Consider the following 16033-nt stretch of genomic DNA (forward strand, 5'->3'; position numbering starts at 1 on the left):
AAACCTTTAAATTTACGCTCGCGGGTTTAAATTTAAACTGCGCACATAGCGAGCTAAAATTTTACCCTCTGTCCTCTGCGGCAAAATTCTACGAGCAAAAAACCTCGTACGAGAACGGAGGCTTTACCACTTTTTGCCCTTGTTTAGGCGCAGAAACTCATCGGCTGAAATTTTAGTGATATTGCCATCTTTAACGTGAAATTTTTGAGTGTTTCTTTCGCTGAAAGTTACGTTGCCATCGGCTTTGCCGAGCTCAAACATCCCGTGACCGGTAGAGATTAGCAGCTCCTCATCTCCTTGCGAAGCGACGACGTAAGGGGAATTTATGACCATCTCGCGCTTCTTGCCGCTTTTTAGATCGATGATACCGATCCACATTTTGCCGCGCGGATTAAGCACGATATCTTTGCTGGGTGCAGGTACGCTTTGCGTGGCGTTTTCGTCGGTGGAATTTTCCTCCGTTTTGGCACTCGCGCGCTCGATCCTGATAGAGCGGTCCAGCGCATTGAGCGAGCTTAAATTTTCATCCGCAACAGCGGCTGCATTGGCATCTGACTTTAGTGCGAATTTTTCATCTGTAGCGTTGTGCGAAACGACGTCGATACCGATGTTTTCAAGCTTTTTTTGAGTATTGTTTACAATCGGAGCGTCAGAATAGGTGGTTTTGTTTTGCTCCCATAAAAGCGAGCCCAAAAATTCGCCGAAGCTTTTATAAAGTCCAAAATAAAAGATCGCGCCTATGATTAGTACCATCGCAAGCAGCCACAAAAGCCAGCCGCTGCTGCTTTTGTTAGGGCTGACCCTTTGACCATAGACCTGCTCGACTTTGGCCTTTTTAACGGGCGCAAAGCTCGCTTTGGCGCTCTCAAACTCGCTAAGCCAGTCCGATAGATCCAGCCCGAACTCGCGCTCTAAAATTTTAATGTAGCCCTTCACATTAAAATTTGCTAGCTTCTCGAAGTCTTTGTTTATGATATATTCTAAATTTTGCGCGTCGATGCGCGTCGTGCGCGCAATCTCGATGAGATCCATAGATTTTAATTTATCTAGATCGCTGCTTTTTGGCTGCTGTGTTTGCTCCGGCTTCTCGGTTTGTTCCGCCTGCTCGTCCGTATTATTTAGCTTCTCTTTTATTTCTTCCATTTAAAATTCCATCGCATAGTATCGCAAATGCCGCGCTTACGTTAAGCGAGTCCCAGCCTTCGCGCATCTTTATCGATACCGCGCAGTCGCATTTTTTAAGCGCCCTAGCAGGTATCCCCTCTTCTTCGTTCCCCATTACGAGTGCATTTTTCGCGCCGAGCTCTAACTCCTTAAAGCTCGTCCCGTCCGCACTCGCGGCGTAAATTTCAAAGCCGCTTTGTTTAAGCTCATTTAGCACGCTAAGTCCGTCTGCGGCCTTAACGACATTTAGCTCATATGCCGCGCCCGAGCTTGCGCGCACTACGCCCGCCATATTTAGATTATTTGCGACGACGATCACGCTATTTGCACCCAAAGCATAGGCGCTGCGCATTATCGCGCCGACGTTTCCGACGTCGGTAAGCCGATAAAGGATTGGCACAAATTTATCGTCTTTGACGCTAGCAAGATCGCCGAAGCCAAACTCCTCCACCTCAGCCAAGAAGCCTTGATGGTTGCCGCCGCGAGCGAGGGCTTGAGCTTTTTTCGCATCGGCGCGCTCAATCTTTACGCCGGTCGCGGCGATCTTTTTAAAAATTTCTTTCTCGCACTCCTTTGCAAGGATGATGCGGATAAATTTCTGCGGATGCCGGTTTAAAAGGTGCAAAAACAGCTGCTTGCCGTAAATAATCATTTTGGGATTTTAGCGAAAAACGGTTAAAATATGACTTAGCGTATCAAATTTTTATATATTTCTTTGGCGGGTTCGCCGCTGATTTTTGAGAGCAGTTTCGCTTTTATTTTCGGGGCGATCTCAAGCGAGAGAATATCTTCCTGCGTGATTTTTTCAAAGCTTTTCTCGCCTGCGCCGTCAATCACGACGCACCATTCGCCGTTTAAATTTGCGCCGTTTAGGCCGGATAGAACCTCTGCGGCGCTACCGAAAAATTTGGTTTCAAATTTTTTCGTGGCTTCTTTGATCGCAAAAATTTTGCGTTGCGCGTCGATCCCCGCGATCTGCTCTATTAGCTTTACCACGCGCTTGGGAGATTCGTAGAGTATGCACGGATAGGGGCTTTGCATTAAATTTAGGATCTGAGCTTTGCGCTGCGCGCCGTCATTATTCAAAAAACCCAAAAAGCTAAATTCTTTCTCCACCAGCCCGCTTGCGGCGGCTGCGAGCAGCAGAGCGTTTGCGCCGCTAAGCACCTCGTAAGCTACGCCGCTTCGCTGCGCAAATTTAACGAGCGCAATTCCAGGATCGCTGATGCAGGGCATACCTGCGTCGCTTACGTATGCGCAAGCTTTTTCGCGCAGAAGCGTCGCGTTAAAGCTCGCGAAAAACTCCGCTTCATTGTGCGTGTGCAGCGAGTAAAACTGTGAAATTTTAAATGAAATTTGAAATTTATCGGATAATAAGTTTAGAAGTTTTTTTGAAACCCTCGTATCCTCGCAGATTAGGATTTCGCAGCTTTGCAATACCTCAAGCGCGCGGCTCGAGATATCGCTTAGATTTCCTATCGGCGTAGGAATGAGATATAGCAACTATTTCATTCCGTATTTTTGCTTAAATTTCTCGACGCGGCCCGCGCTATCTACGATCTTCTCGCTGCCGGTGAAAAACGGATGGCAATTGGAGCAGATATCGACGCGGATCTCAGGCTTGTTCGAGCGCGTTTTAAAAGTATTGCCGCAAGCGCAGGTAACGGTCGTTTCGACAAAGTTTGGATGGATATCTTTTTTCATTTTTGATCCTTTTTGATGATTTTAAAAGGCAGCGATTATACAACTTTTTTATCTAAAAAGCAAATTTAAAGGGTTTTAAAAATCTCTCGGCGAAGCGGCGGTTTTCTTTTCGAGCATGTTTGTTGAACGCGAAAATTTTAAAATTTAGCCCGCTTGCGAGTAAAATTTTATTTCACCGCGACCTACTGCGGCGTGCAAAATACAGCGCACGAATATAAGCCTCGGCAAATACGCGCAATGCATCAAGCCGCAGATAAACATAGCGGATCGCGCAGAGCAAATTTTAAATTCTAAAATTTAAAGCGCGCGACTTTTTAAATTTGCCGAGCGCTTAAAACATCAATTTTGCGCAAGTTGCGATCAACGCGGTGTTTGAGCGCAAAATATAGGGGCTATTAAGCGCATAGGCGTTTTTAAATTTCTCCCTTTCGCGCGGAGAAAACCCGCCCTCCGGGCCGATGAAAGCGATCTCGTCGCCGCCGAAAATGTCGATGTTCTTGCCGCCAAAATCGATTAGGCTTACGTTTTCATACCTTTGTGCAAGCTCGTCCGAGCCGCCCAAAACCTCGATCTGCATGATGGAATTTCGCCCGCATTGCTGCGACGAGTTGATCAAAATCCGCTCCATCCTCTGCAGATCGAGCCGCACGTTTTTCTGCGACAGATCGGCATAGACCAAAACAAGCCGCCCGACGCCCATCTCGTTTAGCGCAGGCAGGCTCTTTTCGATCACGGCGCTCTCGACGACCGCCCAAGCGACGCAAAAATCGTGGCTCGGCGTAAAAACCGAGCTTTTAAAAACTAAATTCAAAGCCGCGCCTTTGCGCGAAATTTCGACGATCTCATATAGATAACTCGCCCCGTCCTCAAGATTGCGCATGTCTATGCGCTCGCCCGCCCTTGCTCTCCTGGCCTTTAGGTGCAAAAACTGATCGTTCTGCAAAATTAGGCTCTGTTCGCCTGCAAGCTTATCGTAAAAATATACCATCAAATAACACTCGCTATCAAAATTATCGCTAAGCTTAGCCCCAAAATCACCCGCATTTTGCGCTGATACGGCGCAAAGTTTTGGCTCAGATACGCGATTTTTAGCCGCTTGTAAGACGCCGCGCTAAGTATGATCATCGCTAGCGCTGCGGCTGCCATAAAGTAAATTCTAAAGCTCAGATCAAAGCGCAGCACCGCTAGCATCACGCTTCCGCTGATAATCAGCGCCGCGATGCACGAATAATAGATCGGCAAAAAGAGCCTGATGCGCCTAAGAAATCTAAGCCCCGATCTGCTTTTTTGCTTTAAATTTTCAGCTTGCGGCGCGGAAGCGGCGGGATTTAAAGCCTTGCCGCGAGGACGAAATTCCGCCGCCGCGTCTATTTTAAGCTGGGTAAAAATCAGATAAATTATTGTTAAAATCGCCGTAGCTAGCGCGAAAAACTTATGAAAACCTAAGGCGCTTTGATACAGATAATCCATCACTTCCGCCAGGGAGTTAAATTTGCAGGATAAAATTTTGCGCGGCTAGAGCCGAAACGACCGAATTTCAACGCAAATTTTTCCGGCGCGAGATCAAACAGACCTGCTCCGCACCTTTGAAATTTTAAAAACTCTTCAAAGCGGCCGCGGATATTTGTTGCGTCAAAATTTACCGCGCGCGCTCTCAACTCCGGTTTCGAGCCGTATATCTCGCGCCAAGAATAAAATTTCGCAATTAGAGCTTTATAAAATTTAAAATTTCTCTGCGCAGATCGCATAGGCAAAAAAGACACCGAAATCGCGCTCGCACGCCGCATACAAACTACGCAAATTTTAAAAATTTTCAAATTTAGGCGCAGATTCTTCAATGCTCCGCCCTATTCGGTCACCGGAAGCGGCGGCATATCGGCGTTTATATCGACTTTGGGCTCGCTAGGCGCGATAGGCACGTCCTTTGGCACCTCGCTATCCACCGGCGGCTTTTGCAAGGTGTCCTTTTTCTCATCGTCGCAACCACCCAAAGCAAGCGCGCAGACAAAGATCGCGCACGTGGCAAAAACGCGCATAAGCCCCGCGCCAAATTTAAAGAAATTTCTCATCAGCAGTCCTTTGGATAGATGATTTTTTCGCCGCGCAGCAGCTTTTGCCAAAGCTCGGGCTGCCTCCACTCCTCGCGCACGGCGGGCGAGAATTCTATCTCATCCAGCGCGATCTCGCCCATCTGCGGATTGTAGGCGTCCTCGCGGAAGCACTGCGCGTAGCCGGTGGCAGTTTCGTGCACGATGACGCTGTGAAGCTTTACTTCGCGCTCGCCGTTTTGCATCTGAGTCAGGCTCAAAAGTCGGTCCACAAGGACGAAAAAAATTCTACAAAACTGCTCCGCGCTTGGATTTAGCGGTATCTGTACCCAGCGCGCGCTGTGTTTTTTAAGATCCGCGATATAGCCCGCATCATCGTGCGCGTAGATCGTCGTAGCGTGATCGAAACTATCGATAAGCTCGCGGATACCGAGCTTCATGTAGCCGAAGTCATAAACCATCCCCGCTTCATCCAAAAAATTTGAGCTAAGCAAAATTTCGCATCTGTAGGAGTGGCCGTGGATGCTCGTGCGACACCGCTTCGAACCGCACAGGCGCACGATATGAGCGTTTTCGAATTCGTATAATTTCCTAATTATCATACCCCGTCCTTCTCGCCCCAAATTCTAATGTGCAGGCGATCGGAGTAATTATAGCCGTTTTTTAGGCAAAAATCCACGCAAAATTGCGCGGCGCTTTCCAGCTCGCGACGATCTGCGCCGCACGGCATGCAATAAACCTCGCCGCCGCATGCCGCTAAAATTTCAGCGATCTCAGGCTGCGCGTCAAACTCGGGCGAGATCACGAACTTGTAAAAGCTATCCTTTGCGTTTTGTTTTAAGCTTCGTAGCGCGGCGAAGCTCAGCCTGCGTTCGCGCGGCTCGGCGGAGTTTGAGAGCTTGGGCGAGACTGCAAAGACGCAGTTTTTGTAGGCGGGAAAATTTTCAAAATCCACGAAAATCGTGCCGTTGGTTTCGAAGTGCACCGCATGTCCGCGCGCTAGCAGCTCGCAGACGAACTCGTAAAATAGCGCTTCTTTATGGTGCAGTAGCGGCTCGCCGCCGGTGATAACGATGATAGGCTTTTGATAAAGCTTAGCGCTCTGCGGTGAAACGGAGCTTTGCGGATTTAAATTTGAAGAATTCTGCGCCGCGGAATTTAAAGAATTTTCGCTCGTTAAATTTAAAGATTTTTCTGCGCTACCGTTTTGGCGGGGAAGTCTTTGCGCGGCGGCGGAATTTAAAGTATCGCTTTCAGAAAAAGGCTCGGCGGCGCAAAAGCCCGGCATAGAGCGTGCAGGTGCAGAACAGGATGAAGCGGATAAATTTGGAATTTTATTCAAAAGCTGCGCTAAATTTAAAATTTCTTCATGCTCGAAGTGGTTCGTAAAGACTGCATGGATCGTATCGCAACCGCGCAAGATCTCGCCGGTCTTTGGCGAAATGCACTCGCCGCCGAAGCCCTCGCAGCGCAGATTACAGCCCGCAAAGCGAAAGAAAAACGCGAGCCTGCCTGCGTATTTGCCCTCGCCTTGGATACTTAAAAAGCTCTCAACAAGCCTCATCCGCCCGTCTCGTAAAATGCGCGGCTTGAAATTTCATTCGCCTCGTCCGCTTCCCAGCGATTTTTTTCAGGCTTATTCGCTAAAATTTTAGCCAAAATTTCCGCGGCTGCGGCAATGTCGCCCTCTTTGACCGCCTTTTTGATACTTAGCGCGTCCTCGAAGTAAAGACACGGGATCAAAAGCCCCTCGGCGCTTAGTCTGATGCGGTTGCAGCTCTCGCAAAAATCGTGCTTGTGCGGATCGATTATGCCGAAGGTGTAGCCGTCTGCTAGCGCGTAAAGCGACGCGGGCGAGCTTTGCGATTTCGGCAGAGCGGTAAAGATAAATTTACGCCTTAAAATATCTAAAATTTCGTTTGATTTTAAGCCTGTAAGATCGCCGGCATGGGTGTTTTCCATAAATTCTATGAAGCGAATCTGACAATCCTTCTCGCGGGCAAATTCCAGCAAATAGATCAGCTCATCGTCGTTGATCCCCTTTAGCACGACGGTGTTTAGCTTGACTTTTAGTCCCGCTTCAAGCGCGGCGTCAAGGCCTTCTAAGACGTTATAAAGCACGCCGCGCTGAGCTATAAATTTAGCCCGCTCCGGACGCAGCGAGTCAAGCGACATATTGATGCGTTTTAGCCCCGCGTTTTTCAAGGCGCGCGCGTAGTTTTTGAGATAATACCCGTTGGTGGTAAGCGCGAGATCGATACCCGGAGCGTAATCCGCGATCATCTTTATAAAATCTTCGATCCCCCTGCGCACCAGCGGTTCGCCGCCGGTGATGCGGATCTTTTTCACGCCGCCGTCGATCGCAACCTTGACGAATAAAAACATCTCCTCAAAGCTTAAAATATTCTCTCGCGGCACCCAATTAAACGGCGTAGTAGGCATGCAATATCTGCATCTGAAATTACACCGCTGCGTAACCGAAATGCGCAAATAATCGATCGTTCGTCCAAATTTATCAATTAGCATATTTTGCCTTAATATCAATTTGCGGCGATTATATAAAAAACAAAGCGATTTTGCAAAATTTTATTTTTATATTGCTCCGGCTATTTTCTTACCGAGCCGATGAGCTCTTTAAGCTGATCTAGTAGCGGTCTAATCTGCTTTTCTACCCGCTCGTCGATCATCGTAGGCACTACATCTAGCCTCTGCTCTATCGTCTCGTCGATCACATCTGCGATCGCGTTTATATCGATATTGGGAGCTACTTTACCGCCCGAATCGATCATCTCTTTTAGCTCCTCGACCTTCTTTTTAAGCAGATAATTTTCCTGCATAGCGTCGGTCAGAACCTGATCGAAGCGCTCGAATTTTTTATCCGCTTGCTTATCCTTAAAATATATGACGAAAAACATCAAAAATATAACGACGCAAAGTCCTAAAATGATGATAGTGTTAAGATCCATAGGGGTTCCTTAAAATAAATTTACAAAAACAAAGGCAAAAAAAGCGATGCCCAAGTAGCCATTGAGCGTGAAAAACGCGCGATCAATCTTGCTAAAATCACTACGTACGATCCTATGCTCGAAGTACAAAATCATCGCGCACGCAGCCACGCCCAGATAGGCAAAAAAGCCTAAATTTGCCGCCGCGCAAAACAGCAGCCAAAAAAGCACTGCTACGGCGTGAAAAATTTTGGAGATAAACATCGAGGCTTCCTTGCCGTAAAGCGCAGGGATGCTGTAAAGCCCCGCCGTTCGGTCAAATTCTATATCTTGAAGCGAATACAACACGTCAAAGCCGCCTACCCAAAATACTACTCCAAAACACAGCAGCACCGACCATAGCGGAATTACGCCGCTAACGGCGATCGCTCCCGCAATCGGCGCAAGCCCTAAGCAAAAGCCGAGCATTAAATGCGCGGTCTCGCTAAAGCGTTTAAAATATGAATACCCGCCCAATGCCGCTAAAATCGGCACCGAAAGCTTAAGCGCCAAAGGATTTATAAGCGCCGAAACCGCTATGAAAACCACTGCGTTTGCGATGATGAAAAGCAGTAAATTCCCGCGTCCGATCCGTCCGTCCACGCTAGGGCGCGAAGCACAACGCGGATTGGCGCGGTCGATATCCTCGTCCAGGTAGCGATTTAGAGCCATCGCGAAGCTTCTCGCGCTCACCGCGCATAAAATTCCTAAAAAAAGTAGCTTCCAGCCGAACCATACCGAGCCGCTTTGCAGTTTGCTCGCGGTAATCATCGCCGTAAAGATAAACGGCAGCGCGAAAACCGAGTGTTTAAAAACTATTAATTCGTTGATATCGGATAAAATTTCTTTAAATTTAGCCATTTTGCCCCTTATTTTGGGCACCATTGTATCAAAAAAAAGTAAGAATAGCTCTAAATTTGATATAATTTGAACGAAAAATTTACGAAAGGAAACGCCTTGAACCAAAATCAAAACTCGCACGCAAGCCCGCAGATCGCGATCATCGGCACCACCGCAAGCGGCAAAAGCGATCTTGCACTAAGTATCGCGCGCGAAATGGACGCCGTGATTTTGAGCCTCGATTCGCTCTGCATTTATCGGCAGATCAACATCGCAAGCGCCAAGCCAAGCGAGGAGCAGCTGCGCGAGATCAGGCACTTCGGCGTAAATTTAATCTATCCAAACGAATACTTTAGTGTCGGCGAGTTTATCAAAGAATACGCAGCCGCGCGGGCTTTTGCAGATCGTAGCGGCGCGCCTTTGATAATCACGGGCGGCAGCGGGTTTTATCTAAAGGCGATGCTAAGCGGGCTGGCGCCGAAGGTTCCCGATTTTAAAAGTGAAATTTCAAACGATGAAATTTACGCTCTAGCCCAGCAGATCGATCCGGAATTTGCCGCAAAGCTTAGCGCGGCGGACGGCTTTCGGTTAAAAAAATGGCTAAGCATCTATAAATTTTGCAGCGAAGCGCCGAGTAAATTTCTGCGCGAAAAGACTGCTCCGCCCGTAATTTCGGATATTAAAATTTTTGAGATCGACGCGCCTAAGCAGTGGCTTGCGCAGCGTATCGAGGCGCGCACGAAAGCGATGTTTGAGCGCGGGCTTTTGGGGGAAGCGGAGTTTTTATTCGCCCGCTACGGCGCAGAGTGCAGGGCGCTAGGCTGCATCGGGCTAAAGGAGTGCGGGCAGCTTTTGCGCGGACAGATCTCGCGGGCGCAGTGCGAGCAGCTCGTGAGCCTGCACACGGTACAGCTCGCAAAGCGCCAACGCACTTTCAACCGCTCGCAGTTCGCAGATAAAATTTCGGCGTCGCCGCAAGAGCTGGAGCGTGAAATTTTAAAGCTCCTCCGCCGCGAGATTTAAAATCAAAATTTATCAAAATTTGTGCGCTTGCTAGAAAAAAGTGAGACAAGGAAGTAAAATTTAGATTTAAATTTACCGCGCCGGTCGTATCTTTAAAATTTTGCGGGGCGCGCCGAGGCCTTGCGTGACGCAGAATTTCGGTCAAATTTAATCGCCTTCGCAAATATCAAAGCTAAATTTATCGTTATCAAGCCTATCAAAATTTTAATTTTCCGCGCTTGCATTGCGCTTGAAAATAAAGACGTAACCGTATTTCTCGGGGTGCTGCGAGCTGTTTTTTAGCCCAACGACGCAAAGCTCGTAAGTGCCGCTTTGCAAGCCGAGCTTGAGCGTGGAATTAAATTTTCGTATCTTGCCCGCAGCGCCGCTTTGGCACTCATAGCCTAGCTCGAGTTCGCCGCTTTTTAGCTTATCGAAACGATATTGCAAAGCATCGAAGCTCGCTAGGATCGCGGAGCCGCTTTGCGGGGCGAAATACAGCTTATCGCGCTTGAAAGCTACTTCGTAGCCCGCAGGCAGCGCAAACTCCTCGTCCATGCAAACGAAGATCTCATAGCTGCGCACCGTAAGCGGGTAGAAGGGTAAAGCTTTAGGCCCTTTACGGCGTCATAAAACAGCTGCTTATGCGCGTCCCAGTAGCTTAGAAGCTTTTTTACTCTGCATTTTCGCTCCTTTAAAAACTCACTCAAATCGCGCACATCAAGCAGCGCAAAACCGTAGCCGTCAGCACTTAGCTCGCCCAAAAACATATCTCTCCTTGTTGGCAAAGCGCGATGGGTTCAATTCGCGCTTAAAATTTTAGCTCAATGCCCGCTTAAAAAGACGAAATTATTTACCGCGCCAGTTAGGAATTTCACCAAAAACGGCGCCAGCACGCACGCCACGCTAGCTAGCACGACGGCAAATTTTATCTGCACCGAGACCGCGCTCAGCGAGCCGTCAAGCTCCGCGTCCTCTCGCGGCTCGTGCAAAAACATACGCACGATGAGGCGCAGATAGTAATACAGGGCGAGCGCGCTATTTACCGCCATGATGACGGCGAGGGCGAAGTAGCCAGAATTGACCGCGGCGCTTAGCAGATACATCTTGCCCCAAAACACGCTAAACGGCGGAATGCCTGCAAGCGAGAGCATAAAAATCGCCGCACATAGCGCAAAGAGCGGATGGGTGCGGATCAGCCCGTCAAATTTCTCAAACGGATGCTCGAAGCGAACCGCGAACTTGGAGCTTTGCGCGCAAATTTCGGCGCCTGGCTCGCAAGTTTCAGTGCCGAAAAGGCTCGCTTCCGCGCCGGGCTCGATCGCTTTCAAATTTGGCCCGCTTGCTTTAGAATTTTGCTCGCTCGCTTTAACGCTCCACTCGGCGCAGGCTGAAATTTGTCCGTTCGCGCCTAAATTTAACTTGCCGGCAAAGCTCGGCTCGCGATTTTGCGAAAAAGTGGGCCTTGCATTTGAGATAGAGCTCTCGCCGTTTGCGTTTAAATTTAAAGCGGAGTTTTGGGTTTTAAATTTTAAATTTAACGAGCGTGCGCGCCTTTGCCGCACGCACCAGATGAACGCAAACGCACCGAGGTTCGCCACGGCATATAGGATCCAGTAGGTAAAAAGTGCGGCGTTTGCCTGCGTCGAGCCGATCACGATCGCGCAGAGCACGAAGCCCGCGTGCGAAACGGAGCTGAAAGCAAGCATCCGCTTGATGTCGCGCTGCACGAGAGCCATGAGGTTTGCTAGGCTCATCGTAGCCACCGCTACGGCATAGAGCACGATGTTTAGCCACTGCACGCCGATACTTCCCAGCGCTTCAAACAGCCTGATCGCTACGACAAAGCCCGCGATCTTGGGCACGACGGACAAAAAGCCCGCCATAGCCGAGCTCGCACCCTCGTAAACGTCGGGCGTCCAGGTGTGAAACGGGATCAGCGAGAGCTTAAATCCTATCGAGACGATCATAAATGAGCAAGCGGCGAAAAGCAGGACGTTGGTTTGTAAATTTGAACTCTTAGCGATCTGCGCGATATTTGAAATTTCCATAGAGCCGGTCGATAGAAAAAACATCGCCGCGCCGAATGCGAAAAAGCCCGATCCCAGCGCGCCCATTATGAAGTATTTTAGCGCCGCTTCGACCGATCTGGCGCGGTTGTGAAGCGCGATTAGCGTATAAAGCGCCAACGAGCCCGTCTCAAGCCCAACGAGGATCATCATTAAGCTTTCGCTCGCGACCATAAACTCATAGCCCACGAGCACGAATAAAAACAGCACGAAAAACTCCGCCGTGTGGTACTCGTGCGCGCTTCTTGCGCCCAAAGACAGAAAGATGAAAAATATCGAGCCTGCGAGCATGATAAGCATCGATAGCGTCGCGATTCCGTCCACCAGCATCACGTCGAAAAGCCCGCGTATGCCGCTGTTGTATCCAAAAACGAGCCCGAAGCCCAAAGCTAGCGCCAGTATCGTGATGACGGCGTAAAATTTATACGATAGCATGCGCGCAAAAAGCGAAACCGCAAGCATCAGCAGGGCAAATCCTCCGAGTATCGCCATAGGCGCGATCGAGGCTAAATTTAAAAGATTATTTTGCATCGCTTCTTACCTTAAAATTTGCTTTTTCCATATAGGCGCGAGTCGCGGTCTGAGAGGCTTTGTTAAACATCAGCTCAAGGCTTTGCGTCACACTAGGCTCGATGCTTTTTAGCATCAAATTCGGCGCTACGCCAAGCACCACTACCAGCACGCAGATCGGGATGATAGAGCAAAGCTCGGTTCTGTTTAGATCGCTTAACTTTTTATTCTCCTCATGTACGAGCGCGCCGAAGAAGGTCTTTTTATAAAGATTCATCGAATAGATCGCACCCATTATGATGCCGAGTCCACCCAAGAGCGCGTAGCTAAAGCTTATTTTAAAAATCCCCGCAAGGCTTAGGAATTCTCCCACGAAGCCGATCGTAAGCGGAAGACCTATCGAGCCTAACAGCACGACGCAAAAACAAAACGCATAAAGCGGCATTACCCGCGCAAGCCCGCCGAACTCGCTAAAAAGCTTCGTGTGCCTGCGGTCGTATAAAAAGCCTACGAGCATAAAGAGCCCGCCGCTTACGATGCCGTGGCTGATCATCAAAAATACCGCACCGCTCATTCCTTCGCGGCTCATTGAAAAAATTCCTAGCATTATGACGCCCATATGCGCGATCGAGCTATACGCGATTACCTGTTTGATGTCCTTTTGCGCAAAGGCGATGAAGCTTGCATAGATGATCATAACGATCGCTATGGCGCACATCATCCCGCTAAAATGCACGCTCGCGTCGGGAAATAGCGGCAGCGAAAATCGCACAAAGCCGTAGGTACCCATCTTAAGAAGCACCGCGGCAAGCAGAACCGAGCCTATCGTAGGGGCCTGCCCGTGCGCGTACGGAAGCCAGGTATGAAAAGGAAAGCAAGGCGTCTTGATCGCAAAAGCGACCGAAAATGCCAGAAATAGAGGAATTTGCGTGCTAAGCGGTAGCGACAAGCTCTGCCAGTTTAGGATATTAAAGCTATACTCCCCCGTAGCCTCGTGGTAGAAATAGCTCATCGCTACGAGTCCTACGAGTAGAAACATCGAACCCAGGAAGGTGTAGATGAAAAATTTCACCGCGGCGTAAATTCTCTTGCCGCTGCCCCATGCGCCGATTATGTAGAGCATCGGAATAAGCGAAAGCTCCCAAAAGATGTAAAACAAAATCGCATCCAGCGCCACAAAAACGCCCACCATCGTCATCTCTAAAAACAGAATGCAGATGATTAAATTTTTGGCGCGCTCTTTAATGCTTAGGCTAAGCAGCGCCAAAAAGGTAACCAGCGTGCTTAGGATCACTAAAAACAGCGAAATTCCGTCCACGCCGATGAAGTAGTTGATGCCGTATTCGCTTATGAAAGGGTGCAGCACGCTAAACGCGATACCGTCCACCGGCTCGTAGAGTATCCACAAAACGAGCGAAAGCACGAACTCTATAAAGCTCATCGTAACGGCGTAGGTCTTAATGCTCGCTTCGTCGATCAAAAAGCCCAAAACCGCAGCTACCGCAGGAAAAAATATAACCAAACTTAAAAAGTATTCCATGCCCACCTCACAGCGCAAACGCCAAAATCAGCAAAATGAAAGATCCCAAAACCATCCACCTTAAATTTGCGCTCAAATCTCCGCTATTGCTTGCGCGATCCGCACCTTCGCCGCTTTTTACCGCGGTGCGAGCGATCAGATCGACGCTGGCGTCTATGATCGCGCCGTCGCATTTAGCGCAGATCTCGCTAAGCTTAGCGTATACGCGCACGATCACGCGCTCGTAAATTTGCGGGATAAAATACTGCGCGATCAAAATTTTATAAAATTTGCAACTCTTTAAATTTTGGCTAAATTTGCCCTTGCCATATGTCCAAATCGTGCCGATCGCCACCGCGCTTATCATCGCTAGCGTTAGGGCGATCAAAATTACCTCCACGCCGTGCGGGATCGAAATTTTAAATCCCGGAAGTATGCTAAGCACGAACTCAGCAAAATCGTGCTCGAAAAAGCCTGCGATCACCGCAGGCACGGCTAGCACGCCCATCGCGATGAGGGCAAAGCCTTTCGCCTCGTGCGGATGGTGGGTAAAATTTTGCTTGCCGAAAAACACGAGCATTATCAGACGCACGCTGTAAAACGTCGTCATCGCAGCGCCCGCAAACAGCAGCGCCCAGATAAAATACGCGTCCGCGCTCCACGCCGCTTCTAAAATTTTATCTTTTGAGAAAAAGCCCGCGAACGGATAAAATCCGCAAAGCGCGAGCGAGCCTATGCACATTAAAATCGCCGTCGGTCGCATAAACTTATATAATCCGCCCATATTTTGGATATTTAGATCGTCTTTCATCGCGTGCATTACGTTGCCCGCGCCCAAAAATAGAAGTGCCTTGAAAAACGCATGCGTCGCCAGATGAAACAGCGCGATCCAATACGCCCCGAGCCCCGCAGCTACGAACATATAGCCAAGCTGCGAAAGCGTGGAATAGGCGATGATCTTTTTAAGATCGTTATGAACCAGCGCCATCGACGCCGCAAAGACCGCCACGAAAGCGCCCAAGCAGACGATGAAGCCGCTTACTTCTGGCGCGAGCGCGAAAATCGCGTTTGCGCGGATTACCAGATAAACGCCCGCCGTAACCATCGTCGCTGCGTGAATGAGCGCGGACACGGGCGTAGGACCCGCCATCGCATCAGCCAGCCAGGTATGGAACGGAAACTGCGCGCTTTTGCCCATCGCGCCGATAAATAAAAGCGCTGCGATCAGGGTTAAAATTTCAGGCTCCAAGCTCGCTGCGTTCGCAAATACCACCTCGTAGCGCAACGAGCCGAAATTTAAATAGATCAGAAAAATTCCAAGCAACATCCCAAGATCTGCGATGCGGTTCATTATGAAAGCTTCGTTGGCGCACCAGCTGTAGTTGCTCCTATCGTACCAAAAGCCTATTAACAGCCACGAGCAGAGTCCGACCCCCTCCCAGCCGATGAAAAGTCCTAAAAAATTATCGCTTGTTACCAAAACTAGCATCGAAAAAACGAAAAGCCCCAGGAAGCTGAAAAATTTAGCGAAGTTTTCATCATCCCACATATAGTAGATCGAATACACGTGCACTACGCTGGAAACGATGCCTACGACCACCATCATCACCGCACTTACGCTATCTATGAGAAAGCTAAATTTTGCATCCAAAAATCCCGTGCTTATGAAATCGGCTAAATTTACGCTGATTAGGCGGTTATCGGAGACGAGCTCCATCAAAGCAAGCGACGCGATAGTGCTTAAAACCACCAGCGCCGAGCAGATTACGCCAATAAACATCTTATCTTTGGCGCGAATGAAAACGCCTGCGAAGATCGCCGAGGCAAGCGGTGCGAAAAGAGCGATTAAGAGCCATACAAAAACGGTATCAAGCATCCGGCCCGTCCTTAGAAGGATTTTTAAAATTTACGAAGCTGTCAAGTTCGATGCTGCCCGTTTTCTTATACCACAAGATGAGCAGTCCAAGCCCCACGGCCATCTCGCTCGCGGCTATCGCTACGATGAAAAGCGCAAAAATTTCGCCGTTTATGTTGTCGTAAAATTTCGCCACGGCAACGAGGGCTAAATTTGCGGCGTTTAATAAAATTTCGCTCGAAAAAAAGAGCATTATCAAATTTCTTCGCTTCATCATACCCGCAAGCCCGAGCCCAAACATCATCGCAGCGACGATCAGATAGTGATTTAGAGCCATT

General features: G+C 49.0%; 19 protein-coding genes and 1 pseudogene. 1 reads left to right on the forward strand and 19 read right to left on the reverse strand.

The window, feature by feature from the left end:
- Window positions 1-123: 123 nt before the first annotated feature.
- From Q0537_RS03545 to mqnP, 13 genes and pseudogenes are all read right to left on the reverse strand, one after another.
- Window positions 124-1143, reverse strand: coding sequence for a hypothetical protein (locus Q0537_RS03545; protein ID WP_299225157.1), 1020 nt, complete (start codon window positions 1141-1143; stop codon window positions 124-126).
- Entirely contained in the window at window positions 1115-1816 is a 702-nt protein-coding gene (gene rlmB / locus Q0537_RS03550) for a 23S rRNA (guanosine(2251)-2'-O)-methyltransferase RlmB (RefSeq protein ID WP_299225159.1), read from the reverse strand. The genes Q0537_RS03545 and rlmB overlap by 29 nt, the downstream gene beginning before the upstream one ends.
- A gap of 35 nt (window positions 1817-1851) precedes the next feature.
- On the reverse strand, window positions 1852-2667 hold the full coding sequence (gene rsmI, locus Q0537_RS03555; protein WP_299225161.1) for a 16S rRNA (cytidine(1402)-2'-O)-methyltransferase: 816 nt from the start codon (window positions 2665-2667) through the stop codon (window positions 1852-1854).
- A complete protein-coding gene (rpmE, locus tag Q0537_RS03560) occupies window positions 2668-2868 on the reverse strand; it encodes a 50S ribosomal protein L31 (RefSeq protein WP_177387662.1) in 201 nt (66 codons plus the stop codon).
- A 331-nt stretch (window positions 2869-3199) separates the two neighbouring features.
- On the reverse strand, window positions 3200-3856 hold the full coding sequence (locus tag Q0537_RS03565) for a 16S rRNA (uracil(1498)-N(3))-methyltransferase (protein ID WP_299225243.1): 657 nt from the start codon (window positions 3854-3856) through the stop codon (window positions 3200-3202).
- Window positions 3856-4338, reverse strand: coding sequence for a hypothetical protein (locus tag Q0537_RS03570; RefSeq protein WP_299225163.1), 483 nt, complete (start codon window positions 4336-4338; stop codon window positions 3856-3858). Before Q0537_RS03570 ends, Q0537_RS03565 begins: the two co-directional genes overlap by 1 nt.
- Window positions 4339-4715: 377 nt before the next feature.
- On the reverse strand, window positions 4716-4937 hold the full coding sequence (locus tag Q0537_RS03575; RefSeq protein WP_298783105.1) for a hypothetical protein: 222 nt from the start codon (window positions 4935-4937) through the stop codon (window positions 4716-4718).
- Window positions 4937-5518 (reverse strand): 6-carboxytetrahydropterin synthase, encoded by a 582-nt coding sequence (locus tag Q0537_RS03580; RefSeq protein ID WP_299225166.1) that lies wholly within the window; start codon window positions 5516-5518, stop codon window positions 4937-4939. Before Q0537_RS03580 ends, Q0537_RS03575 begins: the two co-directional genes overlap by 1 nt.
- Entirely contained in the window at window positions 5515-6204 is a 690-nt protein-coding gene (locus Q0537_RS03585) for a 4Fe-4S cluster-binding domain-containing protein (RefSeq protein ID WP_299225245.1), read from the reverse strand. Before Q0537_RS03585 ends, Q0537_RS03580 begins: the two co-directional genes overlap by 4 nt.
- Before the next feature lie 33 nt (window positions 6205-6237).
- Window positions 6238-6480, reverse strand: a pseudogene (locus tag Q0537_RS03590) (7-carboxy-7-deazaguanine synthase QueE); the annotation flags it as partial.
- Window positions 6477-7442, reverse strand: coding sequence for a GTP 3',8-cyclase MoaA (moaA, locus tag Q0537_RS03595; protein WP_299225168.1), 966 nt, complete (start codon window positions 7440-7442; stop codon window positions 6477-6479). The pseudogene Q0537_RS03590 and the gene moaA, both read right to left, overlap by 4 nt.
- An 80-nt stretch (window positions 7443-7522) precedes the next feature.
- Window positions 7523-7882, reverse strand: a complete 360-nt coding sequence (locus tag Q0537_RS03600; RefSeq protein ID WP_005869739.1) for a hypothetical protein — start codon at window positions 7880-7882, stop codon at window positions 7523-7525.
- Window positions 7883-7891: 9 nt separating this feature from the next.
- Window positions 7892-8761, reverse strand: a complete 870-nt coding sequence (mqnP, locus tag Q0537_RS03605; RefSeq protein ID WP_299225170.1) for a menaquinone biosynthesis prenyltransferase MqnP — start codon at window positions 8759-8761, stop codon at window positions 7892-7894.
- A gap of 96 nt (window positions 8762-8857) precedes the next feature.
- Here mqnP and miaA point away from each other — a divergent pair, with 96 nt between their 5' ends.
- Window positions 8858-9763: a tRNA (adenosine(37)-N6)-dimethylallyltransferase MiaA gene (gene miaA / locus Q0537_RS03610; protein ID WP_299225172.1), complete on the forward strand. Its 906-nt coding sequence runs from the start codon at window positions 8858-8860 to the stop codon at window positions 9761-9763.
- Between the two features lie 204 nt (window positions 9764-9967).
- Here the strand turns inward: miaA and Q0537_RS03615 are convergent, their stop codons facing one another.
- Genes Q0537_RS03615 through nuoK form a run of 6 tightly spaced genes read right to left on the reverse strand, consistent with a single transcriptional unit; the run spans window position 9968 to window position 16032 of the window.
- Entirely contained in the window at window positions 9968-10300 is a 333-nt protein-coding gene (locus Q0537_RS03615; protein WP_299225174.1) for a hypothetical protein, read from the reverse strand.
- Window positions 10261-10512 (reverse strand): hypothetical protein, encoded by a 252-nt coding sequence (locus tag Q0537_RS03620; protein ID WP_299225176.1) that lies wholly within the window; start codon window positions 10510-10512, stop codon window positions 10261-10263. The genes Q0537_RS03615 and Q0537_RS03620 overlap by 40 nt, the downstream gene beginning before the upstream one ends.
- Before the next feature lie 54 nt (window positions 10513-10566).
- A complete protein-coding gene (locus tag Q0537_RS03625; protein ID WP_299225178.1) occupies window positions 10567-12342 on the reverse strand; it encodes an NADH-quinone oxidoreductase subunit N in 1776 nt (591 codons plus the stop codon).
- A complete protein-coding gene (locus Q0537_RS03630) occupies window positions 12332-13861 on the reverse strand; it encodes an NADH-quinone oxidoreductase subunit M (protein WP_299225179.1) in 1530 nt (509 codons plus the stop codon). The genes Q0537_RS03625 and Q0537_RS03630 overlap by 11 nt, the downstream gene beginning before the upstream one ends.
- Before the next feature lie 7 nt (window positions 13862-13868).
- Window positions 13869-15716: an NADH-quinone oxidoreductase subunit L gene (nuoL, locus tag Q0537_RS03635; protein ID WP_299225180.1), complete on the reverse strand. Its 1848-nt coding sequence runs from the start codon at window positions 15714-15716 to the stop codon at window positions 13869-13871.
- Complete coding sequence (nuoK, locus tag Q0537_RS03640) at window positions 15709-16032, reverse strand: NADH-quinone oxidoreductase subunit NuoK (RefSeq protein WP_299225181.1); 324 nt, start codon at window positions 16030-16032, stop codon at window positions 15709-15711. Before nuoK ends, nuoL begins: the two co-directional genes overlap by 8 nt.
- Between the last annotated feature and the right edge of the window lies 1 nt (window position 16033).

The sequence above is a fragment of the uncultured Campylobacter sp. genome (genome assembly GCF_938017775.1).
GTDB lineage: Bacteria > Campylobacterota > Campylobacteria > Campylobacterales > Campylobacteraceae > Campylobacter_B.

Excerpts from the sequence above, each read along its gene's own strand:
- Q0537_RS03545 (WP_299225157.1), bottom strand. The coding sequence starts at position 1,143 with ATGGAAGAAATAAAAGAGAAGCTAAATAATACGGACGAGCAGGCGGAA.
- rlmB (WP_299225159.1), bottom strand. The coding sequence starts at position 1,816 with ATGATTATTTACGGCAAGCAGCTGTTTTTGCACCTTTTAAACCGGCAT.
- rpmE (WP_177387662.1), bottom strand. The coding sequence starts at position 2,868 with ATGAAAAAAGATATCCATCCAAACTTTGTCGAAACGACCGTTACCTGC.
- Q0537_RS03565 (WP_299225243.1), bottom strand. The coding sequence starts at position 3,856 with ATGGTATATTTTTACGATAAGCTTGCAGGCGAACAGAGCCTAATTTTG.
- Q0537_RS03570 (WP_299225163.1), bottom strand. The coding sequence starts at position 4,338 with ATGGATTATCTGTATCAAAGCGCCTTAGGTTTTCATAAGTTTTTCGCG.
- Q0537_RS03575 (WP_298783105.1), bottom strand. The coding sequence starts at position 4,937 with ATGAGAAATTTCTTTAAATTTGGCGCGGGGCTTATGCGCGTTTTTGCC.
- Q0537_RS03580 (WP_299225166.1), bottom strand. The coding sequence starts at position 5,518 with ATGATAATTAGGAAATTATACGAATTCGAAAACGCTCATATCGTGCGC.
- Q0537_RS03585 (WP_299225245.1), bottom strand. The coding sequence starts at position 6,204 with ATGCCGGGCTTTTGCGCCGCCGAGCCTTTTTCTGAAAGCGATACTTTA.
- moaA (WP_299225168.1), bottom strand. The coding sequence starts at position 7,442 with ATGCTAATTGATAAATTTGGACGAACGATCGATTATTTGCGCATTTCG.
- Q0537_RS03600 (WP_005869739.1), bottom strand. The coding sequence starts at position 7,882 with ATGGATCTTAACACTATCATCATTTTAGGACTTTGCGTCGTTATATTT.
- mqnP (WP_299225170.1), bottom strand. The coding sequence starts at position 8,761 with ATGGCTAAATTTAAAGAAATTTTATCCGATATCAACGAATTAATAGTT.
- Q0537_RS03615 (WP_299225174.1), bottom strand. The coding sequence starts at position 10,300 with ATGGACGAGGAGTTTGCGCTGCCTGCGGGCTACGAAGTAGCTTTCAAG.
- Q0537_RS03620 (WP_299225176.1), bottom strand. The coding sequence starts at position 10,512 with ATGTTTTTGGGCGAGCTAAGTGCTGACGGCTACGGTTTTGCGCTGCTT.
- Q0537_RS03625 (WP_299225178.1), bottom strand. The coding sequence starts at position 12,342 with ATGCAAAATAATCTTTTAAATTTAGCCTCGATCGCGCCTATGGCGATA.
- Q0537_RS03630 (WP_299225179.1), bottom strand. The coding sequence starts at position 13,861 with ATGGAATACTTTTTAAGTTTGGTTATATTTTTTCCTGCGGTAGCTGCG.
- nuoL (WP_299225180.1), bottom strand. The coding sequence starts at position 15,716 with ATGCTTGATACCGTTTTTGTATGGCTCTTAATCGCTCTTTTCGCACCG.
- nuoK (WP_299225181.1), bottom strand. The coding sequence starts at position 16,032 with ATGGCTCTAAATCACTATCTGATCGTCGCTGCGATGATGTTTGGGCTC.